Origin of the sequence: Agromyces mariniharenae (genome assembly GCF_008122505.1) — a bacterium.
Taxonomy (GTDB): domain Bacteria; phylum Actinomycetota; class Actinomycetes; order Actinomycetales; family Microbacteriaceae; genus Agromyces; species Agromyces mariniharenae.
Genome location: NZ_VSSB01000001.1, coordinates 1,608,809 through 1,633,137, shown reverse-complemented (window position 1 = coordinate 1,633,137; position 24,329 = coordinate 1,608,809). Strand labels below are relative to the sequence as shown.

General features: G+C 72.5%; 13 protein-coding genes. 3 read left to right on the top strand and 10 right to left on the bottom strand.

Features of this window, described 5'->3' with window-relative positions; genetic code table 11:
• Positions 1–4: 4 nt before the first annotated feature.
• Both FYC51_RS07415 and FYC51_RS07410 read right to left on the bottom strand, forming a co-directional pair.
• Positions 5–406: a hypothetical protein gene (locus FYC51_RS07415; RefSeq protein WP_148732961.1), complete on the bottom strand. Its 402-nt coding sequence runs from the start codon at positions 404–406 to the stop codon at positions 5–7.
• 36 nt (positions 407–442) lie between these two features.
• A complete protein-coding gene (locus FYC51_RS07410; protein ID WP_148732960.1) occupies positions 443–1,963 on the bottom strand; it encodes a leucyl aminopeptidase in 1,521 nt (506 codons plus the stop codon).
• Between the two features lie 104 nt (positions 1,964–2,067).
• On the opposite strand from FYC51_RS07410, the gene FYC51_RS07405 reads away from it, so the two are divergent.
• The gene (locus tag FYC51_RS07405; RefSeq protein WP_148732959.1) at positions 2,068–2,952 is read left to right on the top strand and encodes a hypothetical protein; all 885 of its coding nucleotides are present in this window, start codon (positions 2,068–2,070) and stop codon (positions 2,950–2,952) included.
• Positions 2,953–2,987: 35 nt separating this feature from the next.
• On the opposite strand, the gene FYC51_RS07400 is transcribed toward FYC51_RS07405, so the two are convergent.
• From FYC51_RS07400 to FYC51_RS07375, 6 genes are all read right to left on the bottom strand, one after another.
• Complete coding sequence (locus FYC51_RS07400; RefSeq protein ID WP_148732958.1) at positions 2,988–6,125, bottom strand: patatin-like phospholipase family protein; 3,138 nt, start codon at positions 6,123–6,125, stop codon at positions 2,988–2,990.
• Positions 6,126–6,226: 101 nt separating this feature from the next.
• Positions 6,227–8,866 carry a DUF4062 domain-containing protein gene (locus FYC51_RS07395; RefSeq protein WP_187432529.1) on the bottom strand — a complete coding sequence of 880 codons (2,640 nt, stop codon included), beginning with the start codon at positions 8,864–8,866 and terminating at the stop codon, positions 6,227–6,229.
• Positions 8,867–8,966: 100 nt separating this feature from the next.
• Complete coding sequence (locus FYC51_RS07390) at positions 8,967–11,582, bottom strand: DUF4062 domain-containing protein (protein WP_148732956.1); 2,616 nt, start codon at positions 11,580–11,582, stop codon at positions 8,967–8,969.
• Between the two features lie 16 nt (positions 11,583–11,598).
• The gene (locus FYC51_RS07385; protein WP_148732955.1) at positions 11,599–14,241 is read right to left on the bottom strand and encodes a DUF4062 domain-containing protein; all 2,643 of its coding nucleotides are present in this window, start codon (positions 14,239–14,241) and stop codon (positions 11,599–11,601) included.
• Positions 14,238–16,841 (bottom strand): DUF4062 domain-containing protein, encoded by a 2,604-nt coding sequence (locus FYC51_RS07380; RefSeq protein WP_187432528.1) that lies wholly within the window; start codon positions 16,839–16,841, stop codon positions 14,238–14,240. The genes FYC51_RS07385 and FYC51_RS07380 overlap by 4 nt, the downstream gene beginning before the upstream one ends.
• Positions 16,842–17,039: 198 nt before the next feature.
• Complete coding sequence (locus FYC51_RS07375) at positions 17,040–19,982, bottom strand: glycoside hydrolase family 32 protein (RefSeq protein ID WP_148732953.1); 2,943 nt, start codon at positions 19,980–19,982, stop codon at positions 17,040–17,042.
• 124 nt (positions 19,983–20,106) lie between these two features.
• Between FYC51_RS07375 and FYC51_RS07370 the strand changes: the two genes are divergently transcribed.
• Positions 20,107–20,622, top strand: coding sequence for a GNAT family N-acetyltransferase (locus tag FYC51_RS07370; RefSeq protein ID WP_148732952.1), 516 nt, complete (start codon positions 20,107–20,109; stop codon positions 20,620–20,622).
• Positions 20,623–20,783: 161 nt separating this feature from the next.
• On the opposite strand, the gene FYC51_RS07365 is transcribed toward FYC51_RS07370, so the two are convergent.
• A complete protein-coding gene (locus tag FYC51_RS07365) occupies positions 20,784–21,779 on the bottom strand; it encodes a carbohydrate kinase family protein (protein ID WP_148732951.1) in 996 nt (331 codons plus the stop codon).
• Between the two features lie 4 nt (positions 21,780–21,783).
• Positions 21,784–22,788 carry a LacI family DNA-binding transcriptional regulator gene (locus FYC51_RS07360; protein WP_148732950.1) on the bottom strand — a complete coding sequence of 335 codons (1,005 nt, stop codon included), beginning with the start codon at positions 22,786–22,788 and terminating at the stop codon, positions 21,784–21,786.
• Between the two features lie 234 nt (positions 22,789–23,022).
• On the opposite strand from FYC51_RS07360, the gene FYC51_RS07355 reads away from it, so the two are divergent.
• Entirely contained in the window at positions 23,023–24,123 is a 1,101-nt protein-coding gene (locus tag FYC51_RS07355; protein ID WP_148732949.1) for a substrate-binding domain-containing protein, read from the top strand.
• The last annotated feature ends 206 nt before the right edge of the window (positions 24,124–24,329 follow it).

The following is a 24,329-nucleotide window of genomic DNA, read 5'->3' as shown; positions in this document are numbered from 1 at the left end:
TCGGCTACTTCCACTCCCAGTACTCCGACGTGGTCGCGCCGTCGGCGCCCACGCCGTACTCGAACAGCACGAGCACGTCGGCCAGCCGGGCCCACTCGTCGGGCATCGTCTGATAGCACAGCGATCCACGGTGACTGGCCGCGCCGGCGTGGTCCGACCGGCCGAGGCCGTGGCCGGTCCAGGTGGCAGTCCGCCCGTCCTCGGTCGTCATGATGCCGCGCCCCTCGCTGTACTGCGTCCCGTCGGGGCGCAGCACCGTCACGTAGGTCCCGACGTCGCTGACGCTCACCCCGAGGAACGTCCCGGTCGCCTGGAACGATGTCTCGAGCTTCATGCCGTCGTCGTCGCGGAGCACTCGCTGGTACGTGACGCTCCCCGTGATCTCACCCAACCGGTCTCCGAGCACGATCTCCCCCTTCCGTGCGGTATGCGTCCCGCACGCTCACTTCGCGGGCCGGAACTCCCGCGCCACCTCGATGAGCAGGCGCGCGCCGAAGCCGGTCGCGCCCTTCGACCGCAAGGCGTCGTCCGCCTCCGACTGCATGGTGCCCGCGATGTCGAGGTGCGCCCACGGCGTCTCGCCCACGAACTCCGCGAGGAACAGCGCCGCCGTGGTCGCCCCGGCATAGGGGCCGCCGATGTTCGCGAGGTCTGCGACATCCGAATCGAGCTGCGTGCGGTACTTCCGCTCGAGGGGCAACTCCCACACACGCTCGTCCGTGGCTGCCGCGGCATCCTTCACCAGCGCGATCATCGTCGCGTCGTTGCCGATCACCGCCGCGAGCGACGGGCCGAGCGCCATGAGCGCCGTGCCGGTGAGCGTGGCGATGTCGACGATCGCGTCGACGCCCTCCTCGTTCGCGAGCACGAGCGCGTCCATCATGACGAGCCGGCCCTCGGCATCGGTGTTCCTCACCTCGACCGTCGTGCCGCCGCGGGCGGTCAGCACGTCGCCGAGCTTGTACGCCGACCCCGACGGCATGTTGTCGGTGCACATGAGCCAGCCGGTCACCGTCGCGGTCGCCCGGAGTGCGCGCAGCGTCGTGAACGTCGCGAGCACGGATGCCGCGCCGCCCATGTCCATCTTCATGAGCAGGTGCATCGGGTCCGACGGCTTCAGGCTGATGCCGCCCGAGTCGTACATGATGCCCTTGCCGACGAGGCCGAGGTGGCCGGTGGACGCGCCGCCCGGCGGGGCGTAGCGGAGCTTGACCATGCGCGGCTCCTCGGCACTGCCGGCGTTCACGCCGAGCAGGCCGCCGCAGCCCAGCTCGATGAGCTGCTGCCGGTCGAAGACCTCGACGTCGAACCCGAACCGGCGACCGAGCTGGACCGCCACGTCGGCCAGGTCGGTCGCGGTCAGGTGTCCGGGCGGCGCGTTCGCGAGGTCCCGCGCGATCGCCGCGGCGCTCGCCGTGACGACCCCGGTCTTCACGCCGGCGGATGCCGCGGCGCGATCGAACCCGTCGAGCAGCAGTTCCACGCGTTCGAGCGGGGTGTCCTTCGGCTTCCGCTGCAGCTCGGAGTAGCGGTAGCGGGCGAGGATCGCGCCCTCGGCCAGCGCCTGGGCAGCCGCCGCGGCATCCGTCGACCCGATCGTCGGCACCCGGACCCCGATGCGGCCGAACCGCGAGGTGGCGCGGGTGAGCGCGGCGGCCGCGTCGCGGAGCACCGCCGTGCCGAGGTCGGCCGACGGGCCGGCGCCCACGAGCACGATGAGCGGCGTGCCGCGACCGGGGAGCGCGAGGACCGTGCCCGGCTTCGCCTCGAACCCGGCGCGCGCCTGCGCCTCGCGATCGAGCGGCACGCCTGCCGGCAGGTCGCCGTCGGTCGTGACCACCACGCCGATGGCGTCGAGGCGCTGTTCGTCGAGCTCGCCGACGACCGCGACCGCCGGAATCGCGTCGAGCGACGGGACGGCCGTGAAGTCGTCGGGGATGAGCTTCACCGGATTGCGCGACATGCCAGCGCCTCCTTCGTCGGTGCGCCGATGCAGACGGGACTCACTGTATTGCGCGTCGGACCGGCTGGGAACCGGTCGGGCGGGTGATCCGACAGTATGTGGGGATGGACGATCGGCGATCACTGGGGGAGCGGTCCCCGAGCGAGGCCCGCGCCGAGCTGCTGGCGGCTGCGCGGGCGTTCGCCGCACGACGCCGCCCGGCCGACCTGCTCGCCCAGTGGGCCGACGACCCGAGCGTGCGGCCGAGCCACGTCGACCAGCGCCGGTCGACCCGTCTCGATGCGATGGCGCTCGACGCGGCATCCGAGTACGAGGCGCTGTTGCTGTCGCCGGTCGCCCCCCTCGGCGCGAGTTCGGTGGTCGCGCCGACGTCGCAGGATCGCACGCTCACGACGATGCGCACCACGGAGGTCGTGTCGGATCCGTCCAACGTGCTCGCAGTCGTGGCCGCCTCCCGACTCCGGCGCGAGCCACGGGCGTCGGTGCGGCTCTGCACGGCGCATCAGGTGCTGCGCATGCAGGCGCCGCCTCCGGGACGGGGCTACACGAAGCACTTCCGGATGTTCGCGCTCGCCGACGCCGGGCGCGGACTCCCGTCCGACGGATTCGAGGTCGCCGCGGTGATCCGCCAGCTCGGGGCCCACCGCCGGTTGGTCGACGCAGCGGTGGCCGAGTTCGGCTGGATCGCGGATCGTCCGACCATCGTCGTCCGAACCGACGATCGGTACCCCGCGCTCGCCGAACGCCTCGGGTCGGCGCTCGCCGAGGCCATGCCCGAGGTGGCCGTGCGGACGGAGGCCCTCTCCTCGGGCTACTACGCGGGACTCCGGGTCGGCTTCGGCGTCCACGGTCCGGTCGGCGCGCACCTCGGGCTCGTCGACCTGGGTGTGCACGACTGGGTCGCCCGGCTGACGGGCGACGACCGCCAGCGCTTCGTCGCGAGCGCGATGGGGATCCAGCTGCTGCCGCTCCTCGCGCCGGAACGGTGACGGCGCCCTGAGGGCGGTGGGCCGGGGCGTCGGCGTCAGCCGTCGGTGGTGTCCAGCAGGTCGCGGAGCGTGGCCACGGTCCAGTCCTCCGGCGGATGGACCTGGCGCTCCATCGCCCGTTCGAGCGTCGCGACGCTCAGGTCGCTGAGCGCCCAGCCGAACGGCGGGACCACGGCGGGGACGGTCGACGGCGCGACCGTCACGGCGAGCCCGGGGAATTCGGATTCCACCGCCTCGATGGCCTTCTCGGCAGCCCCGCCCTCGTCGCCGACCGTGCCGAGCGCGCTGGAGGCCCGCTGGAGCAGGACGTCGGCCGTGCCGGCCTTCGACAACGCGGCCATCCCGACGATCGGGACGAGCGGCTCCGCGGCCACGCTCTCGAGATCCTCCCGAAGGTCGTACCCGGCGGAGTTCTTGAGGTACACCACGATCGGCACCATGGGCGGGTCGCCCCTGTCGGCCTCCGCGTTGTGGACCGCGATGCGGTCGGCGATGATCGGCGCGAGGTCGGCCGCGGTGCCGAGCCCCGAGCCCTCCGCGTACCCGCCGTCGACGAGTTGCATCTGCTCCGGCCCGCAGACGCCGTCCTCCACCCTCGCAGCGGGCGTGATCACCGGAGCCCTCGCCGACAGCATCGCCGCGGTCGCCCACTCCATGCCGTCGAAGCACTCCGCCGGGACGGGGAGGCTCGCCGCCGGAGCGGTCGATGCGGTCTCGCAGTCGGGCACTGCCTCCACGGATCCAGCGGTGTCATCCGGCCCATCGCCGGTGTCCGCTGCGACCGAGGTCGCGACGTCGTTCGAGACGAGCACCTTGCACTTCGTGCGGACGTCGGTGGAGTTGAGCACCGGAATGCCGATCCGGCCTGATGCCGCGAGTTCGGCGGGGCTGGCGAGCGCGGGCACCTTGTCGATCCAGACCTCCTCGATGAGCGCGGCCCGGTCGCGCCACTCGATGCCCTCCGCGAGCACCGACGGGAACCGCAGGCCGGTCGCCGACGCGACGGTGTCGCCCACGAGCAACGCGGCGGCGCCCGTGCCGACCGCGTCGGGATCCGCCAGGGCGCGGAGCTCGGTATCGGCCGCCTGCCCACGGACTGCGGTGAGCGCGAGCCCCACCGAGCCGCCGCTGACGCCGCTCGAGAGCAGCACCGACTCCCCGAGGCACGTGTCCTCGGCGAGCTTCTCCATCGCCCGTGCCGTCCAGTAGGCGGCGCGGATGCCCCCGCCTTCCGCGACCACGATCAGTGCCGGGATGAACGTCTCGCCTCCGGCGGTCGCCTCGCATCCGTCCGTCGCGAGGTCGTCGAGCCGGGCGTCGAGCCGATCGGCGAACGCCGATTCGTCGACCTCGTCGGGGGCGCTCGTCGAGGTCTCGGCCACCGGATCAGGCCCCGTCCGCGTGGCGTGCAGCCGGGCGTCGTCGTAGCCGAGGCCGGCGGCCACGACCGACCAGACGAGCGGCACCGTGATGGCGAGTGTGAGCACCGGGTCGGCCCGCAGGCGCATGAACCGGAAGATCGGGGCGGGCGGGTGCTCCTGCACGCCGACCGTGAACGCGCCGAGCACGGCGCCCCAGGACGTGAGCAACAGCACTGTGAGGCCCGGGGCACCGACGAACGACGCGGCGTCCACCGGGAAGAAGCCCACCCACGCGAGGACGAGGATTCCGGCGACGAAGAACCCCACCATGAGGATCAGGTGGAGCCGTCGCAGGGCTCCTGCTCCGGACAGTTCGTCGACCCGCCGCTCAGGGTCGAGGAGGGCGACGAGCCGCTGGGATGTGGAAACCTCGGGCGCGCCTGGCTGGGGTGCGCGAAGTTCGGGCGCCCGAAGCAGGAACGGGGACGCCACCGCCATCGCAAGGCCCATGATCAGGAGCCCGAGCGACAGGAAATAGGTGAGGCTCGCGAGGTCGGGCAGTGCCCCGGTGAAGACGGGCGCCGTGAAGGAGCGCACGAGGCCGAGTCCGGCGATGCCCGCGATCGAGACGGCGATGGCGTCCCCGGTGAGCCAGGCCCATCGCGCTCGCGCGCCCCGGTCGGGACGCTGGATGATCGGCCATGGGGCGTCCCACCAGAGCAGGTAGCTCAGGATGACCAGGCCCGGGACGACCAGGAACGCGATTGCCGACGCGCCGGGTGCCCACGTGCCGGTCGTGAGGCCGGTGACGATCCACAGCGCCGCCCAGACCAGGACGGGGGCCAACCACCAGCGCGCGTGCTTCCGCAACGGCGGGATGTCGAACGCGGTCACCGACGTCGCGAGCGCGCGCGTCCGTGCCCGGCCCAGGATCACGGCCGCGAGCGCGGCGATCGCGATCGCCCCCAGGGCGAGGAGGGTGTGGCGAACGGCCTCGCCGGCAGCGTTCGGGTCGGAGCCCCAGTCGTTCGGCACCCACTGCCGCTGCAGGTCGGGCAGCTGGTCGAGCACATCGGCTGCGGGAATGCACGTGAAGACGAACAGGGCCAGCACGAGCACTGCCGACAGGCGGTGAAGCCAGACCGCCTGCGCGAGCCGCTTCACCAGCCGGCCGAGGTATCCTCGGGCGGCGCCGTCCCGGAGCACCAGGATCGCGAAGAGCACGATCGCTGCGCACTTGAGGGTCGCCAGCACGGCGACCACCCCGGCGAAGACGCCGTCGGCCGCGAGGATCCCGCGCGAGAGGTCGCCGAGATCGCCGGGGTCCAATGACAGCATCAGGAGGATCGCGCCCGCGACGAGGACGACCGCCTCGAGCGCCTCGATGAGGATCAACGCGAACAGGACCCAGCCCGCGGCTCTGCGGAAGGCGGTGACGACGATCCGGCGGAGCACCCGGCTGAGGAGCCACACGTAGGACGCGACGAACACCGCGTCGAACAGCACCGACGCGATGATCCACCAGCCGACGGAGTCGGCGGCCGGCGACGACGCCCAGTCGGCCCATCCGTCCCGTCCGATCAACGCGAGCGGACCGATCACGCTCACGAGGGGCGAACTCCGGCCCTCTGGAGTGAGGACGCCCGCGATGAGCCGATCGATCTCACCCATCGCGATGAGGGTCGCGGCGGCCACGAAGAACGCGACCATGACGTACGACGCCCGCCGGCGTCGTTCCACCACCCACGCCGCGATGGGACCGACCTCGGGTGCCACCGGTACCGGTTGTTGCGACGCTGTCGTCTCGGTCACGGGTTTCCCCCCTCCCCGACCTGATCCGGATGCTAGTCCTGTGCACCAGTTCCCCGTCGCCCCCCGTTCCGGTGGCAGCAGCTGAGGCGATGAGCAAGCGGTCAGGCGGTGACCGGCGCCTCGGCCCCGACCGGCCCCGTCGCGTAGCGCAGGGCCGCCCGACGCGACATCGCGCGTCCGTGGTCGCGCGCGGCCTCGAACACGCCCGCGTACTCGGAGGCGAGCACGCGCTCCACGATGGGGCCCGACGTGGCGTAGGTGCGCTGGTCGACGCTGCCCGTGCGCGTGCGGAGCATGTCGGTGACGCCGAGCAGGATGCCGCCGCGCTCGAGGTCGCCCATCACGATGGCGCAGGCGGCGAGTCCGTCGACGGCGTCGACGACCCCCTCCTCGTTGCCGAGCTGCAGGGTCAGCTCGAGGTGACGGGCGAAGAGCGCGGGCGTGGGCTCGCCCATCGCGATCTTCGCCCATCCGGCGTTCGTGTACTCGATCATCTCGACGAACCGATCGCCGATGCGTTCCGCGATCCCGATGACCTGGTGGAAGGTCTCGAGCGCACGGGCCGGGTCGCCCTGCATGAGCGTGATGCTGCCCAGCTGGCCGCGGAAGAGCGCGTTGAACGTCGCGTCCTCGTCGGGACCGACGAGTTCGAGGGCCTTGCGCTGGAGTTCCTCCGCACCCACGAGGTCGGGCGTCGCGGCCATCGCGCACGCCATGCCCTGCACCGTCAGCGCGGCGCCCTCGCCGAACCGGTCGCCCGCCGCTCGGAACAGGTCGGCCGCCTCGTGCAGTGGTCGGCCGTCCATCTCCGTGCTCCGATGCGCCAGTGCGACCCACGACGAGAAGGTGATCGCGATCGCACGGCTGCGGTCGGTGAGCGGCACGCCCGCGTCGAGCAGCCGATCCATCCAGGCCTTCGCCACCGGGAGCTGGTTGCGGATCCACCAGTACAGGAGCACCCGCCAGATCGCGTCGGCGACGATGTCGACCTCGCCGACGGCGATGAGGTGACGATAGGCCGCTCGCACGTTGTCTCGCTCGGCCTGCAGACGCTCGATGGTCGCCTGCTGCGTGAAGCCGCGCAGGAGCGGTTCGGCCTCGGCGGCGAGTCGCACGTAGTACATGGCATGGGCGGTGCGGACCGCATCGGCGTCGGGCTCGCGCCCGAAGCGCAGCGCCGCGAGCTCGCGCACCGGGACGAGCATCGAGAAGAACGAGACGCCCGCGACGTCGTGCTGTCGCAGCAGGCTGCCGTCGACGAGCTCGAGGAGCGTCCCCGGGAGGTCGACCGCCCACGGCTCGTCGCCGGCCACGGCCTCGGCGGCCTCGAGGCTGAAGTCGCCGACGAACACGCCGAGCCTCACGAACAGGGCCCGGGCGAACGGTCCGAGCAGGTCGATGCTCCATTCCACGGTCGCCCGGATCGTGCGCTGGCGCTCGGGCATGTCCCGGTCGGACGTCGTCAGGATCGGGAGGACGTGGTTGAGCTTCTCGAGCATCACAGTGGGCGTGAGCACGCGGATGCAGGCCGCGGCGAGCTCGATCGCGAGCGGCACGCCGTCGAGGGCGTCGCAGATGCGCGCGATGTCCTGCGCGTTCTCGGCGGTGAGGTCGAACCTCGCGTCGGCGGCGTGCGCGCGATCCAGGAACAGGCGCACTGCCGGCGCGGTGGCGATCTCGTCGAGGGTGCCGCTCTCGGGGTCCTCGGGCAGCCCGAGCGGCTCGACATCGAACACCTGCTCGCCGTGGATGCGCAGGCGCGACCGGCTGGTCACGAGCACCGTCGCCCCTTGGAGCTCGGTGAGCAGCGCGGTGACCTGCGGCGCCGCGGCGACGATCTGCTCGAAGTTGTCGAGCACGATGAGGTCCCGACGGCCGCGGCGCGCGACCGCCAGCCGCTCGAGCGTGGGCGCCGCGTCGTTGTCGCGCACGCCGAGCTCCCGGGCGACCGCGGGCAGCACCCCCGCGCCGTCGCGCACGTTCTGGAGGGGGACGAACGTCACCCGATCGAACCGGTCGCGGGCCTGGCGTCCCGCCTCGATGGCGAGCCGCGTCTTGCCGATGCCGCCCGGACCGACGAGCGTGACCAGTCGGCGGGGTTCGTCGCCGCCCAACCACTCGTGCAGGGTCATGAGGTCGGTCTCACGGCCGAGCACCTCGTCGGGGGAGACGGGCAGGTGATCGGCCGCGTCGTCGGACGGGCCCGAGTCGACCGTCGCGGGGTCGACGACGTGGTCGTCCGCGGCCGCGGCTCGCGACGCGTCGAATCGCTCGGCGAGCAGGATCGCGAGGTCGCCCTCGATGAGCTCGGCGAGCTCCTCGGCCGTCTCGAAGCTCTTGTACGAGGTCGAGTCGTCGTCGCGGATCTCCTCGACGAGCTGCGCCAGCCGCTCCTCGCGCTCGGCCGGTTGCTTCAGGTAGATGAGCTTCGGCATGTCGCGCGGCGCCAGCCGGTACTCGTCCTCGAGGCCCGAGGACTCCTCGTCGGGCGCGATCCAGCCGTACTCCTGCCAGTAGAGGCCCACGAACACCTCGCTCTGGTCGAGGTACGCGCGGTACAGCTCGCGGGGCGGATGCGGCCGCGCCCCGAGTTCGAACATCACGGGCGCGAGGTGCATCCGCTCGATCGCGGCGCGGGCGGCGCGGCGCTCGGGCTGCAGCTCCTGGAGCGTCGAGCTCACGAAGACCCGCAGGCGCTGGTCGGGCGTCCGGATGCCGCGCGCCTCTGCGGAGCCGCCCATCAGGACGGCTCCCTCGACCACTGGGTGCATCCGCAGTGACGCCCCATATGCCCATTGTCCGCGCGCTCGGGCCACCCGTCCAGCACCCGGACGGGTGGCGCTACGCCCAGGCCGCGGCGGCGAGCTCGGGACCGAGCGCGAGGTCGAGCACGGCACGGCGCGGCATCCGTCGACCGGTGGTGCGCGCGGCCTCGAACTCGGCCGCCCTGTCCGAGGCGGCCGCCGCCTCGACGAACGGCTGGTACGTGATGTACGAGCGCTGGTCGCTCAGGCCGGTGCGGGCACGGAGCGCCTCGGACGCCCCGAGGAAGAGGCCGGCATGGGCGAGGTCGCCCGTCGCGGCATCCGTGGCGGCGAGCCCCTCGAGCGCGTAGGCCATGCCGTCGTCGTTCCGGAGTCGGGCGGCGAGCTCGAGGTTCCGCACGAAGGACGCGCGGTCGGGCTCGCCGAGGCCGAGGTGCGCGTAGCCGATCTGGGTCAGGGCGATCGACTCGACGAACACGTCGCCGAGTCGCACCGCGTCGTCCCGCGCCGCCTCGAAGAACGGGAGCGACTCCGCGAATCGCCCTCGAGCCAGGTAGATGCGCCCGAGCGCGCTCCGGAAGAGCGCGTGGAAGGAGGGGTCGCGCCGCATGCCGGGGAGTTCGAGGGCGGTGCGCTGCCGTGCCTCGGCGAGATCGAGGTCGGGCGGCTCGGCCGACATGTAGGCGAGCGCCAGCACGGTGAGCGCGAGGCCCTCGCTGAAGTCGTCGCCCAGCTCGCGGAAGATCGCCACGCTCTCCTCGAGCGGCTCGGCGCGCACCTCGCCGTCGGTCTGCCAGAGCGGCACCCATGCCGAGAAGGCCAGGGCGATCGCTCGCGTGCGCGGGGAGAGCGGCTGCCCCGCGTCGAGCATGAGGTCCGTCCACGCCTTGGCCTCGGGCAGGAACCCGCGGATCCACCAGTACAGGAGCAGCCGCCAGACCGCGTCCGCGACGGGATCCACCTCCGCGATCGCGATGAGGTGGCGGTAGGCGGCGCGCAGGTTGTCCCGCTCCGCCTCGAGCCGCGCCAGCGCCGACAGCTGGGTCGTGCCGCGCAGCAGCGGCTCGGTCTCGACGGCGAGCTGCACGTAGTGGTCGGCGTGCGCGCGGCGGACAGTGGCGGCATCCGACTCGCCGTCGAATCGCGCCGTGGCGATCTCGCGCACGGGAGCGAGCATCGAGAAGAGCGGCATGCCCGCGTCGGCGTGCTGGCGCAGCAGGCTGCTGTCGACGAGCGTGAGCAGCGTGCCGAGCAGGTCGGTCGCGAACGGCGCCCCGACCGTGACGGCCTCGACGGCGTCGAGGCCGAAGTCGCCGGCGAAGACCCCGAGCCGCACGAAGAGCGCACGCGGGCCGGGTTCGAGCAGGTCGATGCTCCACTCGACGGTCGCCTGGATGGTGCGCTGGCGCTCGGGCACGTCGCGCGCCGCATTCACGAGCAGGGGCAGCATCTGGTCGAGCTTCGCGAGCATGGCCGCCGGGGTGAGCGCGCGGATGCAGGCCGCGGCGAGCTCGATCGCGAGTGGCACTCCCTCGAGCGCACGGCAGATGCGGGCGACGTCGACGGCGTTCGCAGGCGTGACCTCGAAGCGCGGATCGGCCGCCTGCGCCCGGTCACGGAACAGCTGCACCGCGGGCGACGCGAGGACCTCCTCGACCGTGGACTGGGCGTACTCGTCGGGCAGGTCGAGCGGCTCGACGTCGAAGACGCGCTCGCCGCGCACACGGAGCCGCGAGCGACTCGTCACGAGGAAGGTCGCACCGGGCACGTCGTTGAGCAGCGACACCACGTCGGTCGCGGCGTCGAGCACCTGCTCGAAGTTGTCGAGCACGACGAGGTCGCGACGGCCTGCACGTGCGACGCCGAGCTGCTCGGAGAGCGGGCGGTCGCCGGTGTCGCGCACCCCCAGCGCGCGGGCGATCGCGGGCAGGACCTCGCTGCCGTCGCGGAGGTGCTCGAGCGTCACGAAGGTCACCCGGTCGAAGGCGTCGCCGGCGCGGTGGGCGATCTCGATCGCGAGGCGGCTCTTGCCGATGCCGCCCGGGCCGGCCAGCGTCACGAGCCTGGTGGCGTCGTCTCGCACCCAGTCGAGCAGGGTCGCGAGCTCGCGGTCGCGGCCAACGGCGTCGGCGTACGGCGCGGGCAACCGGCTCGGCGTCTCGGACGCGGGCGCGGGTGCGGACGCGGTCGCGGCGGGCGCCGGCACGCGCAACGCATCGAAGCGCTCGGCCAGGAGCGTCGCGAGGTCGGCCTCGACGAGCTCGGCGAGCTCGGCGGCATCCGTGAACGGCTTGTAGGAGGCGCGGTCGTCGTCGCGGATGCGGGCGAGCAGGGCCGCGAGGCGTTCGTCGCGGTCGGGTGCCTGCTTCACGTAGATGAGCCTGGGCATGTCGCGGGGCGCGAGCCGCCATTCGTCCTCGAGACCCGAGATCTCCTCGTCGGGCGCGATCCAGCCGTACTCGCGCCAGTAGACGCCCACGAAGACGTCGCTCTGGTCGAGGTAGGCGCGGTAGAGCTCGCGGGGCGGATGCGGCCGTGCGCCGAGCTCGAACATGACCGGGGCGAGCCGGAGCCGTTCGATGGCGGCGCGGGCGGCTCGGCGCTCGGGCTCCAGCTCCTTCAGCGTGGAGCTCACGAACACCCGCAGGCGCTGGTCGGGCGTGCGGATGGGCGTGTCGCCGGAGCCGCTCACACCCCGCTCCCCGTGGTCACGATCGCACCTCCGACGGCCGCGGGATCCCTGTGGCGGCCGCCACCGTCTGAGGATCGAGCGCGAACTCCAGCACCGCCTGACGCGGCATCCGTCGCCCCACGACCCGCGCCGCCTCGAACTCGGCCGCTCGATCGGTGGCGAGCATGGCGTCGATGAACGGCTGGTACGTGCTGTACGAGCGCTGCTCGTGCAGACCCGTGCGCGCCCGGAGCGCTTCGGCTGCGCCGAAGAGGAAGCCGGCGCGCTCGATGTCGCCCATCACCGCGGCCGAGCCGGCCAGTCCTTCGAGCGCATAGGCGTCGCCATCCTCATTGCGCAGGCGCAGCGAGAGTTCCAAGGCACGCCGGAACAGCTCGGGTTGCGGTTCGCCAGCCGCGATGCGGGACCAGCCGATCTGATTGAGCGCGATCCGCTCGGCGAACTCATCGCCCGCGCGCCCGGCGATGTCCCGCGCGCGCCCGTAGCACTCGACCGCTCCGGCGGCATCGCCACGGAGGTGCAGGATGCGCCCGAGCACGCTCTCGAACAGCGAGTGGAACGTCGGATCGCGCTGGACGGCGGGGATCGTGAGCGCCGAGCGCTGCCGCTCCGCGGCGCGGTCGAGGTCGGCGGGGGTGGCCGACGTATAGGAGAGCGACGCGATCGCGAGGGCCAGCCCGACGCTGAACTCGTCGTCGACTGCGCGGAAGAGCGCGACGGCCTCCTCCATGCGCTCGGTGCGGATCTCCGAATCGGGCTGCCAGAGCGCCACCCATTCCGAGAACGCGAGCGCGATCGCCCTCGTCCGGGGTGAGAGCTGCCGGCCGGATTCGAGCACGGCCTCCATCCACGCCTTCACCTCCGGCAGCAGGCTGCGGATCCACCAGTAGAGGAACAGGCGCCACACCACGTCGGCGACGACGTCGACCTCGCCGACCGCGATGAGGTGCCGGCATCCGGCGCGGAGGTCGTCGCGTTCCGCCTCGAGCCGGTCGAGCGCGGCGGACTGCGTCGCGCCGCGGAGGAGCGGCTCCGTCTCGGCGGCGAGTCCGACGTAGTAGTCGGCGTGCGCGCGTCGCACTGCCGCGGCATCCGGGTCGGTCTCGAGGCGTGCGGCCGCGAGTTCGCGAACCGGCACCAGCATCGAGTAGAACGGCACGCCGTGGTCGTCGTGCTGCCGCAGGAGGCTGCCGTCGACGAGCTCGAGCAGCGTGCCGAGCAGATCGGCGGCCCATGGCTCGCCGGCCGTGACGGCCTCCACCGCATCGAGGCTGAAGGCACCGGCGAACACCCCGAGTCGCTCGAACAGCGCCCGCGCGTCGGCCCCGAGCAGGTCGATGCTCCACTCGATCGTCGCCCGGATCGTGCGCTGGCGTTCGGGGAGGTCCCTCGCCGCCGTGACGAGCAGGGGCAGCACCCGGTCGAGCCTCCCGAGCATGGCCGCGGGCGTGAGGGCGCGGATGCGCGCGGCCGCGAGCTCGATCGCCAGGGGCACGCCCTCGAGCCCACGGCAGATGCGTGCGACGTCCTCGGCGTTGTCGTCGGTCACGTCGAACCTGGGGTCCGCCGACCGTGCCCGGTCGCGGAACAGTCGCACGGCCGGAGCTTCGAGGATGGCCCGGATCGACGACTGCGAGGGCTCGGGAGGCAGGCCGAGCGGCTCGACGTCGAAGACCCGCTCGCCCCGCACCCGCAGCCGCACCCGGCTCGTCACGAGGAAGGTCGCGCCGGGCAGGTCGGTGAGCAGCGAGACGACGTCGGGAGCGGCGTCGACCACCTGCTCGAAATTGTCGAGCACGATCAGGTCGCGCCGGCCGGCACGCGCGATCCCCAGTTGCTCGCTCAGCGGCGAGTCGCTCGTGTCGCGGACCCCGAGGTCGCGTGCGATCGCTCCGAGCACCTCATCAGGGTCGCGCACTCGTGCCAGCGACACGAACGTCACCTGGTCGAAGCGTGGGCCGGCGTTCCGGGCGATCTCGATCGCGAGGCGGCTCTTGCCGATCCCGCCGGGGCCCACGAGCGTGACGAGCCGCTGGGCCTCCTCGCCGAGCCATTCGAGCAGGGTCGCGACGTCGCGCTCGCGGCCGACGGCCTCCGAGTACGGGCTCGGGATGCGACCGCCGGGCGTCGCCTCGACCGCGGGCGCCGACGCGGCGGGCGCGGACGCGGCGCGCGAAGCGTCGAATCGCTCGGCCAGGAGCGTCGCGAGGTCCGCTTCGACGAGCTCGGCGAGCTCGGCGGCGTCCGCGAACGGCTTGTAGGAGGCACGGTCGTCGTCGCGGATGCGGGCCAGGAGGCCGGTCAGCCGCTCCTCGCGGTCGGGCGCCTGCTTCACGTAGATGAGCCTGGGCATGTCGCGCGGCGCGAGCCGCCACTCGTCCTCGAGGCCCGACACCTCCTCTCCCGGGGCGATCCACCCGTACTGCTGCCAGTAGAGGCCGACGAACACGTCGCTCTGCTCGAGGTAGGCGCGGTAGAGCTCGCGCGGCGGATGCGGGCGCGCGCCGAGCTCGAACATGACGGGGGCGAGGCGCAACCGTTCGATGGCGGCGCGGGCGGCTCGGCGCTCGGGCTCCAGTTCCTTCAGGGTCGAGCTGACGAACACGCGCAGGCGCTGGTCGGGCGTGCGGATGGGCGGCCCCGAGCGTCCGTCGCTCACGGCACCGCCGTTCCGGCCGGATCGAGCACGAGGTCGAGCACCGTCCGCCGCGTCATCCGGCGGCCTCGGGCGCGTGCGGTCTCGAACTCGTCGGCCCGGTCGGACCCGAGCACCCGGTCGACGATCGGCCGGTACGTGAGGTCGGGTCGCTGGTCGACGAGGCCGGTGCGCAGGCGCACGGTCTCGCTGGCGCCGAGCAGCAGGCCGGCGCGCTCGATGTCGCCGACCGCCGCGGCGCAGGCGGCCAGCCCCTCGAGCCCGATGCCCACGCCGTCCTCGTTGCCGAGCTGCAGCGACAGCTCGAGGTGCCTGGCGAACAGGTCGGGGCGGGGTTCGCCGCGACCGAGGCGCGCCCAGCCGCCGTTCGCCAGTGCGAGGCTCTCCACGAACACGTCGCCCATGCGGCGCGCGTCGTCGAGCACGCCGTCGAAGAGCTCGATCGCGCCGTCATGGTCGCCGCGCAGGGTCGTGAGGGCACCCAGGTTGAGGCGGAACATCGCCTCGAACACGGGCTGGTCGGACGCCGTGACGAGCTCGAGCGCCCGGCGCTGGAGCTTCTCGGCCCGCTCGAGGTCGGGCGGCGACAGCTTCGTCGAGGCGATGCTCAGCACCGTGAGCGCGCAGCCCTCGCCCACCACGTCGCTGACGGAGTGGAACAGGGCGACGCTCCACTCGATCGGACCGAGGTCGACGTTCGATCCCGGCTGGGACAGCGAGACCCACGACGAGAGTCCGAGCGCGATGGCCCGCGTGCGCGTGCGCAACGGGAGGCCCGTCCGGAGGATCTCGTCCATCCACACCTTCGCCTCGGGCAGCTGGCTGCGGATCCACCAGTAGAGGAAGAGTCGCCAGACGGCGTCGGCGACCTGGTCGACCGCGCCGATGCCGATGAGGTAGTGCGCTGCCGCGCGCAGGTTGTCGCGCTCGGCCTCGATGCGGGCGAGGCCGCCGGCCTGCGCGGAGCCCTGCAGCTGCGGCCCGATCTCGGCCGCGAGTCGGAGGTAGTGATCGCCGAAGGCACGTCGCGCCTTCGTCGCGCCCGGTTCGCGCTCGAACCGCCCGGCGGCGATCTCGCGCACCGGGACGAGCATCGAGAACAGCGGAACGCCGTGATCGTCGTGCTGCCGCACGAGGCTGCCGTCGACGAGCTCCAGCAGCGTGCCGAGCAGGTCCTCGGCCCACGGCTCGCCATGCGTCACCGCCTCGATGGCGTCGAGGCTGAAGTCGCCGGCGAACACCCCGAGCCGCGCGAAGAGCCGTTGCGCCTCGTCGCTCAGCAGGTCGAGGCTCCAGGCGACCGTCGATTCGATCGTGCGCTGCCGTTCGGGTATGTCGCGCGCGCCCGTGACGAGCAGCGGCAGCATCCGGTCGAGCCGTCCGAGCATCGCCGACGGCGTGAGCGCCCGGATGCGCGCGGCGGCGAGCTCGATCGCCAGCGGCACCCCCTCGAGTGCGCGGCAGATGCGCGCGATGCCCTCGGCGTTGTCGGGCGTCAGCTCGAAGCGCGGATCCGCCGCACGCGCGCGGTCCACGAAGAGCCGGACCGCCGACGCGTCCCTGATCGCCTCGAACGAGGCGCGGGTCGGATCGGGCGGCACGACGAGCGGCGCCACGTCGAACACGCGCTCGCCGCGCACGCGGAGCCGGGCACGGCTCGTGACGAGGAACGACGCGTCGGGCAGGTCGTTCAGGAGCTGCACGAGCTGCGGCGCCGCGCCGAGCACCTGCTCGAAGCTGTCGAGCACGATGAGGTCGCGGCGCCCCGCGCGCGCGACCCCGAGCTGCTCGCTCAGGGGACGGCCGGACGTGTCGCGCACGCCGAGCTCGCGCGCGATGGCGGGGAGCACGTCGCCCGGCTCGCGCAGGTGCTCGAGCAGCACGAACGTCACGCGGTCGAACGGGTCGCCCGCGTTGTGGGCGACCTCGATCGCCAGCCGGCTCTTGCCGATGCCGCCAGGGCCGACGAGCGTGATGATGCGCCGCGCGTCGTCGGCGAGCCAGCCGAGGAGCGTCGCGACATCCTGTTCCCGGCCGACCGCCTCGGTGTAGGGGACCGGCAGGTGCTCCACCGGGTCCACGGCCTCGAGCGGCTCGTGCGCCGCGACGGGCCCGCGCGAGGCGTCGAAGCGCTCGGCGAGCAGGGTGGCGAGGTCGGCCTCCACGAGGTCGGCGAGCTCCTCGGCGGTCGAGAACGGCGTGTACGACGCGGTGTCGTCGTCGCGGATCCGGCCGAGCAGCTCGGCGAGGCGCTCCTCGCGCTCGGCGGGCTGCTTGATGTAGATGAGCTTCGGCATGTCCCGCGGCGCGAGCCGGTACTCGTCCTCCAGGCCCGAGATCTCCTCGTCGGGCGCGATCCACCCGTAGTGCTGCCAGTAGATGCCGACGAAGACGTCGCTCTGCTCCAGATACGCCCGGTAGAGCTGCTGGGGCGGGTGCGGGCGCGCGCCCAGCTCGAACATCACGGGTGCGAGGCGCAGTCGCTCGATCGCGGTGCGTGCGACCTTGCGCTCGGGCTCGAGCTCCTTCAGCGTCGAGCTCACGAAGACCCGCAGCCGCTGGTCGGGCGTGCGGATCTGGGCCTCGGGAGCGCTGCCGCTCATGGCGAGACCCCCGGCCTCACCAGGGTGCATCCGCTTCGGCGCCCCATTCACACATTGTGGGGCGCGTCGGGGCCGTCGTCCACCACCCGAGCTGGGGATGTCGCGCACGCGCCTGGGACGGTCGCGGTCGGGGTCGCGACGCCGGAGTGCACGGCGGGCGGGATGCTCGGTCAGCAGCGCGCACCCCGCCCGCGTGGCTCAGCCGGCGACGCGCACGACGAGGGTCGCCCCGTCGGTGGTGCCGGCCGAGTTCTCCAGCTCGACCGCGTACCGGTGCTCGCCCGGCGCGGCATCCGTGATCGGGAATTCGACGACCCGATCGGACGACGCCGAGCGGTACACCCGGCCGACGACCGAGCCGTCCTCGACGAGCCGCACGACGGTGGTGGGCTGGCCCTTGCCGACCTTGACCTTCACGACGTAGTCGCCGTCGGCGTCCGGCCCGTGCTTCGGGCCGGTGAGGGCCGTCACCTCCGCGGCGGGCGGCGTCGTGGTGGCCCCGTCCACGCCCGCCTCCCGGTACATCGCGCCATGCAGCGGCGTCACGGTGAGCGACTCGAGCGCGGCTCCCGCGCCTTCCGCCCAGAGTCCGATCGCATCGGCCCCGGCGTTCGGGAACACCTGGTCGGTGATCGTCGTGCGCCCGTCGGCGGTGAACACCTCCACCGAGGCGCGGTCCACGTAGGCGGTGATCGCGATCCGGCCGTCGACGAGCGGCACCGGCGCGTCGTCGAGCGACGCGAACGCCGGGTGGAAGCCCGTGTTCCCCGAGTCGCGGCGGTCGACGAACAGGCGACCGGATGCCGCGTCGTAGCCGATCCACGTCGCGGTCTCGTCGTCGCCGAGCACGCTGATCCCCACCGCCTCCGCGTCGCCCGGCCTGAGCACGGCGTCGATGCGCACGACGTCACCCGAGACGGGCAGCACCTCGGATCCCGGCGCGATGGGCCGCGCGGCATCCGTCCAGGCGAGATCGCGCTGCTCGAGCTGCGCGAACTCCGGCACGACCTGCTGCACGAGCCGCGGGCCGCGTTCGGTCGTCACGAGCGAGACGTCGCGCGGCAGGGCCATGGCGCTCCGCCAGGTGCCCGTCGGGATGTCGTTCGCGTAGTCCCAGTCGTTCATCCAGCCGAGCATCACCCGGCGTCCGTCGGGCGCGTTCGCGAACGACACGGTGGCGTAGTAGTCGCGGCCCCAGTCGAGCCAGTCGTAGCCCTCGATGCGCGGCGCGGCCGGGGCATCCGCGAACATCACCTGGTCGACGAGCACGTGGCCCCAGCCGAACCGGTTGTTGTCGACGATGCGCACGGATGCCTCGCGGCCGGCGTAGTCCGCGACGTCCCAGCTCACCCAGTCGAGGTTCTCGCTGTTGCGCCCGGTCGCCGTGCGCACGACCTCGCCGTCGACGACGAGGCTGACGCTCGTCTCGTCGGACCGCACCTGCGCCGGCTCGGCGCCGAGCACCAGGTGGTCGACGGTCAGATGGCCCCAGCCGCCCGTCGCGTCGTCGTGCACCTGGAAGCTCGCGTCGCGGCCGGCGAACTCCGACACGTCCCACGACTGCCAGTTGAGCTGGCCCGCCTCGGGGCCGGTGGCGGTGCGCACGACCTCGCCGTCGACGAGGAGGCGCGTTTCCAGCGTGCCGTCGATCCGCTTGCCGCCGCCGACGAGGAACGAGAGGTGGTCCTCGCCCGGCTGGATCGTGAACGACGGCGAGGTGAGGTCGCCGAGGTTGTCGTCGCCCTTCGGGCCGCCCTCCCACGTGTTGATCCGCTTCGCGCCGAGGTAGTAGTCGCCGCCCGCGGTCGACGGATTGCGCCACGGCTCGGTCGCGAAGTCGCCCGTGATCCGCCACCCCGAGTCGGCGAGGGTCGTGCCGTCGGGCAGCTCGAACCCGTCGAACAGCAGCCGTCCGGCGGGCGGCTCGTTGCCGAGCTGCGTGCCCTCGACGCGCGGGTGGTTCCCGCCGCCCACGAGCAGGTTCACGAAGGTCCGGTCGATCGTGAAGGTCGGCGACTCCATGGAGCCGACGGGCCAGTCGCCGTCGGTGAAGCCGTTGACGAGGCCGGCCCCGATGAAGCCCGAGACCGGGTTCTGGCCCGCGAGCGTGCCGGCGGCCGGGGCATCCGTCCACGGTCCGTTCTTCCAGTTGCCCGGCTCGTTCTCGACCGACCACCCCTCGTACGTCCCGTCGTCGAACCCGGCGAACACCTCGCCGGCCGGCAGTGCGGCATCCGGCACCGTGCTCTCGGACGTGAAGGTCGTGCCGTCGAAGTCGCCGACGAAGTACTGCCCGCCCGAGCCGCCGGCGACGGAGCCCGGGTTGAGGTTCACCACGAGCACCCACCTGGTGTTCGCGGGATCGCCGTCGACCGCGAGGGGGAACAGGTCGGGGCACTCCCAGATGCCGCCGGTCGCGTTGGCCGGGCCGAAGTCGCTGAGGTGGGTCCAGGTCTTCAGGTCGTCGCTGCGGTAGAGCACGACCTTGTACTGCACCGCCTCGACCGCGACCATGACCCAATAGGACTCGCCCGTCGCGGGGTCGGTGTAGCGGAACACCTTCGGGTCGCGGAAGTTCGACGAGCCCCGGTCGAGCACGGGGTTGGCCGCGTACTTCGTCCAGGTCAGGCCGTGGTCGGTGCTGTAGGCGAGCGACTGCGCCTGCCGTCCGGCGAGCGTCGGGTGCGCCGGGGTGTACGCGCTCGTGTAGATCGCGACCATCGGCGGATCCTCGGTCGTGCCGAAGCCGCTCGTGTTCTGCTCGTCGACTACGACCGAGCCCGAGAAGATGTCCTCGATGGCGCGACCCTCGCCGTCGAATCCCTGCGGGATCGCGATCGGCTGCTCCTCCCAGTGCACCAGGTCGGTGCTCGTCGCGTGGCCCCAGCTCATGTTCCCCCAGCGGGTGCCGTAGGGGTTGTGCTGGAAGAACAGGTGCCACGTGCCGTCCTCGTGCACGAGGCCGTTCGGGTCGTTCATCCAGTTGCGCTCCGGCGAGAAGTGCAGGTACGGCCGGTACTGCTCGCTCGCCGGGTCAGGTCCGTCGTCGGCCATGGCGGGCATGGCGCCCGCCACGCCCAGCGCGAGCACCGCGACGGCTGCCGCCGCCACCGTCGCGCGCCAACGTGATTTCGTGGTCATCGTCTGTTTCGCCCTCCATTGCGCGAGTCACGGGTTCATCGTGACATCGTTGTCAGTCAACGGGCGCGATGCTACGCAGTGTCCGCCGGACAATGCAAGGGCGTCGCTGCCGTAGCCTCGACGCATGGACGCGCACATCCGCCGGGCACAGGTCGCGGATGCCCCGGGCATCGCGCGCGTGCACTGGGACAGCCACCAGACGACCTACGTGCTGCCCGGCCGGGTCGCACGCGACAAGGTCGAGGCGTGGACCATGCGGATCCGCATCTCGACCTGGACCGCGAACCTCGCCATCGCGAACGACGTGTACCCGGCGCCCGAGGGGTTCCACCGCATGGAGATCTGGGTGGCCGAGGTCGACGGCGAGGTCGTGGGCTGGGCCAACACGAGCGCCGGCCGCGATGCCGACGGCCCGCGCGATCTCGAGCTCGAGGGGCTCTACGTGCTCGACGCGCACCACGGCACGGGGGTCGGGCAGGCCCTCGTCGACGCGGCGCTCGGCGGCCGGCCGGCGTACCTCTGGGTGCTCGCCGACAACCCGCGAGCCCGCGCGTTCTACCGGCGCAACGGCTTCGAGCCCGACGGCTCCGAGAAGTTCGACGACGAGTGGCAGGTCACCGAGGTGCGCCTCGTGCGCTGACGGATGCCGCGGCAGCCGTGCTCAGCGTCGATCCGTCGCACCTGCATGGTGATGCCGCGGCAACCGTGCTCAGCGTCGATCCGTCGCACCAGCATGGTGATGCCGCCGTCGACCCTGCATCCGCGACGGTTCGCTCACCAGTCGGCGGAGCGATCCGCGCGTCAGCTCGGGTAGATCGTCTCGTGCGCCGGAACGCGCAGCAGCGCCCCCTCGTGGCGCACCGTGGCCGCCGCGATCGTCATCGCCTCGCGAAGGGTGGCCGCCCAGGCATCCGTCGTCTCGGGCACGCCCTGCGTCGCGACATGGTGCACGATCGCCGACAGCGTCGCATCGCCGGCGCCCATGGTGTCGACGACCGGACCGGGCAGGGGGACGATGTCCGCGTGCACGACGTCGTCGCCGGCGTGCACGGTGGCGCCGTGCCGACCCGCGGTGGCGAGGACCGCGCCCGCGCCGCCCGCCGCGCCCGCGCCGCCCGCGCGGCCCGCTCCGTCCCCGCTCGCGCCGTCGCCCCCGCCCGCGCCGCCGGCTCGGCGGAGTCGCTCGACGAACGCGTCGAGCGTGTCGTCGAGGAGCAGCTCCGCGTCCTCGTCGCCCACCTTCACGAGCAGCGACCGGGCCGCGACGTCCTCGAAGTTGGCGAGGAACCGCTCGCGGTCGGCCATCATGCCCGAGCGGGGGTTGCCGTCGACGATGAGGCGCTCGCCCGGGCGCTCGATGGCCGCGACGAGCGACGCGACCTGCGCGTCGTCGTCGAACGGGTAGCAGCTCACGACCACGAGGTCGGCCTCGTCGAGCGCGGCATGAGTGGCGTCGTCGAAGCGCAGGGCGCGACGCTTGGCCGCCTCGTTGAACTCGTAGCGCGGCTCGCCGCCCTCGCTGCGGTCGGAGACGGCGCGCGACGTGCCGTACGGCGAGGGGCTCTCGACGAGGCGGACGCCGTAGTCGTGGAGGAAGGCGCGGATGCGGTCGGCGGGCTCGTCGTCGCCGAGCATCGCGACGAGCGTCACGTCCTCGCCGAGCAGGGCGAGGCCGACGGCGACGTTGAGCGCGGCGCCGCCGACGAACTCGCGGGAGCCGTGCTCGTCGCGGAGCTCGTCGATCAGGGCGTCGCCGACGACGGCGACCCGCCTCGGCGAAGGTGTCGGGTCGGTCATGCGATCAGCCTCCCTGGCGCGGCGGGAGTTCACCGGAGCCGCGCTCGATCAGTCGGGTCGGCACGATCGTACGCGCCGCGGGCGAGTGGTCGCCGTCGAGCCGGGCGAAGACCCGCTCGGCCGCGATGCGCCCGATCTCCTGCGGATCCTGTGCGACGACGGTGAGGCCGGGCTCGAGCAGGTCGCCGAGCGGCACGTCGTCGAAGCCGACGAGCGCGGTGTCGTGGTGCCGGCCGAGCTCGCGAAGGGCGTGGATGACGCCGATCGTGACGAGGTTCTGGCTGCTGAAGATCGCCGTCGGCGGATTCGGCGAGTCGAAGAGCGCGATCGTGGCCGCACGTGCGGACTCCTCGTCATGGAGTCCTTCGAGCACCGGCACGTCGCGCGTCGCGACCCCTGCGCGGCCGAGCTCCTCGAGGAACCCCCGCCGCCGCTCGCGTGCGGTCTGGATGACGGGACGGTCGCCGAGGTAGGCGAGCCGCCGATGGCCGCGCTCGAGGAGGTGGCGGGTGGCGAGCGCGGCTCCCTCGGCGTTGTCGCTGACCACCGCGTCGGACGTGATGCCGGCGGGCTCGCGGTCGACGAACACGACCGGGGTGCCGCGCCGCAGCTCGGGCGCGAGGTAGGCCTGGCTCTGGGACACGGTCGTGAGGATGAGCCCGTCGACCCGGCGTCGCAGGAACGCGTGGACGGCCTCCTGCTCGCGGTCGGGGTCGTCGTCGAGGCTCGAGGCGAAGACCGCGACCCCGTGCGAGAGCGCGACGTCCTCGACGGCGCGGTGGACGGCGCCCGCGAACGGGTTGTCGACGCTGCCGACGAGGAGCCCCAATGTCCGAGTCCGTCCATCGGCGCGGCGGAGGTTCCCCGCGTGCAGGTCGGGCTGGTAGTCGAGCGTGCGCGCGGCCGCCGTGACCTTCGCGATCGTGGCCGCCGAGACGTTGGGCTCGCCGTTGATCACTCGAGAGACGGTCTTGACCCCGACGCCGGCGAGGGCGGCGACGTGCCGCATCGTGGGGCGGGATCTCGGGTCCGCGGCGGCGCCCGAAGCGCGTTGCGGGGCACGTTCCGCCGCGCTTCCCGCTGCGCCCCCCGAGGCCGGCGGTGTCGCGTTTGACAACGATGTCACCTTCTGATCTCCAATATGCAAGTTCGACTTGACTATACACACGGGCATGGTCTAGACCTAACGTGACATCGTTGTCAGGTCGGCAACGATCGCCACGAAACCGGAGGAGATTCATCGATGAATCGCACAGCACCTGCGGCGTTCCGTCGCCGCATCATCACGGCGGGCGCGCTGACCGCGGCCGCCGCCCTCGCCTTCACCGGATGCGCCTCGGGCGGGTCCGCGTCGGGCGACGACGCGAGCGGCGACGGTCCGATCGGCGTCTCGCTCATCGTCAAGACGACCACCAACCCCTTCTTCGTCGCGATGCAGGACGGCGCCGAGGCGGCCGCCGAGGAACTGGGTGTCGAGCTCACGATGGCGGCCGGCAAGGAGGACGGTGACGAGGACACCCAGATCCAGGCGATCGAGAACGCCATCTCGAAGGGTGACGCCGGCATCCTCATCACGCCGAACGGTCCCGCGGTCGAGGACGCGCTCGTGAAGGCCCGCGACGCCGGGCTCTACGTCATCGCGCTCGACACCCCGCCGGCCGACCCCGAGTCGGTCGACATCACGTTCGCGACCGACAACTTCCAGGCCGGCCAGGAGATCGGCAAGTGGACCGCGGCGAAGCTCGGCGGCGAGAAGGCCACGATCGCCCTCATCGACCTCTTCGACGACAAGGTCGTCTCGGTGGACTACAACCGCGACCAGGGCTTCCTCGACGGCATGGGCATCGACACCGCCGATCCCGAGGCGAACGGCGACGAGGCACCGACCGGCACGTACAGCGGCGGCGACTACGAGATCGTCGGCAACGAGGCCTCCCAGGGCGCCGAGGACGGCGGCCGTACCGCGGCGGAGACGCTCCTGTCGAAGAACCCCGACATCAACGTCGTCTACACGATCAACGAGCCCGCGGCCTACGGCGCGTACGAGGCGTTCAAGGCGGCCGGCAAGACCGACGGGCTCATCGTGGTCTCGGTCGACGGCGGCTGCGCCGGCATCGACGCCGTGAAGGACGGCCTCATCGGCGCGACCAGCCAGCAGTATCCGGTGAAGATGGCCGAGCTCGGCGTGCAGGCGATCTTCGACCTCGTCGACTCCGGCACGGCGCCCGAGGTCACCGACGGCCTCGACTTCTACAACACCGGCGTCGCGCTCGTCACCGACGAGGCCCAGGACGGCGTCGAGTCGATCGACACCGCGGAGGGCGGCGAGATCTGCTGGGGCTGATCCCCGGCACCCGACCGTGAGGCGGTGCGGGTCGGGAGGCGGATGTCGCGAGCGGGCCGCGCCCCGCGGCATCCGTCGCCCCCGCCCGACCCGCACCGCCTCACCTCACCGCATCACGAGACAACGGAGAACCACGTGAGTCAGCACACGACCGAGCCGGCGGCATCCGGCAGCCCACCGCAGGGCGAGCCGCCGACGTCGGCGCT

What these genes read in the sequence shown, in the direction of transcription:
- FYC51_RS07410 (WP_148732960.1), bottom strand. Translation starts at nt 1,963, where the DNA reads ATGTCGCGCAATCCGGTGAAGCTCATCCCCGACGACTTCACGGCCGTC.
- FYC51_RS07405 (WP_148732959.1), top strand. Translation starts at nt 2,068, where the DNA reads ATGGACGATCGGCGATCACTGGGGGAGCGGTCCCCGAGCGAGGCCCGC.
- FYC51_RS07395 (WP_187432529.1), bottom strand. Translation starts at nt 8,866, where the DNA reads ATGGGCGGCTCCGCAGAGGCGCGCGGCATCCGGACGCCCGACCAGCGC.
- FYC51_RS07380 (WP_187432528.1), bottom strand. Translation starts at nt 16,841, where the DNA reads ATGAGCGGCAGCGCTCCCGAGGCCCAGATCCGCACGCCCGACCAGCGG.
- FYC51_RS07375 (WP_148732953.1), bottom strand. Translation starts at nt 19,982, where the DNA reads ATGACCACGAAATCACGTTGGCGCGCGACGGTGGCGGCGGCAGCCGTC.
- FYC51_RS07370 (WP_148732952.1), top strand. Translation starts at nt 20,107, where the DNA reads ATGGACGCGCACATCCGCCGGGCACAGGTCGCGGATGCCCCGGGCATC.
- FYC51_RS07365 (WP_148732951.1), bottom strand. Translation starts at nt 21,779, where the DNA reads ATGACCGACCCGACACCTTCGCCGAGGCGGGTCGCCGTCGTCGGCGAC.
- FYC51_RS07360 (WP_148732950.1), bottom strand. Translation starts at nt 22,788, where the DNA reads ATGCGGCACGTCGCCGCCCTCGCCGGCGTCGGGGTCAAGACCGTCTCT.
- FYC51_RS07355 (WP_148732949.1), top strand. Translation starts at nt 23,023, where the DNA reads ATGAATCGCACAGCACCTGCGGCGTTCCGTCGCCGCATCATCACGGCG.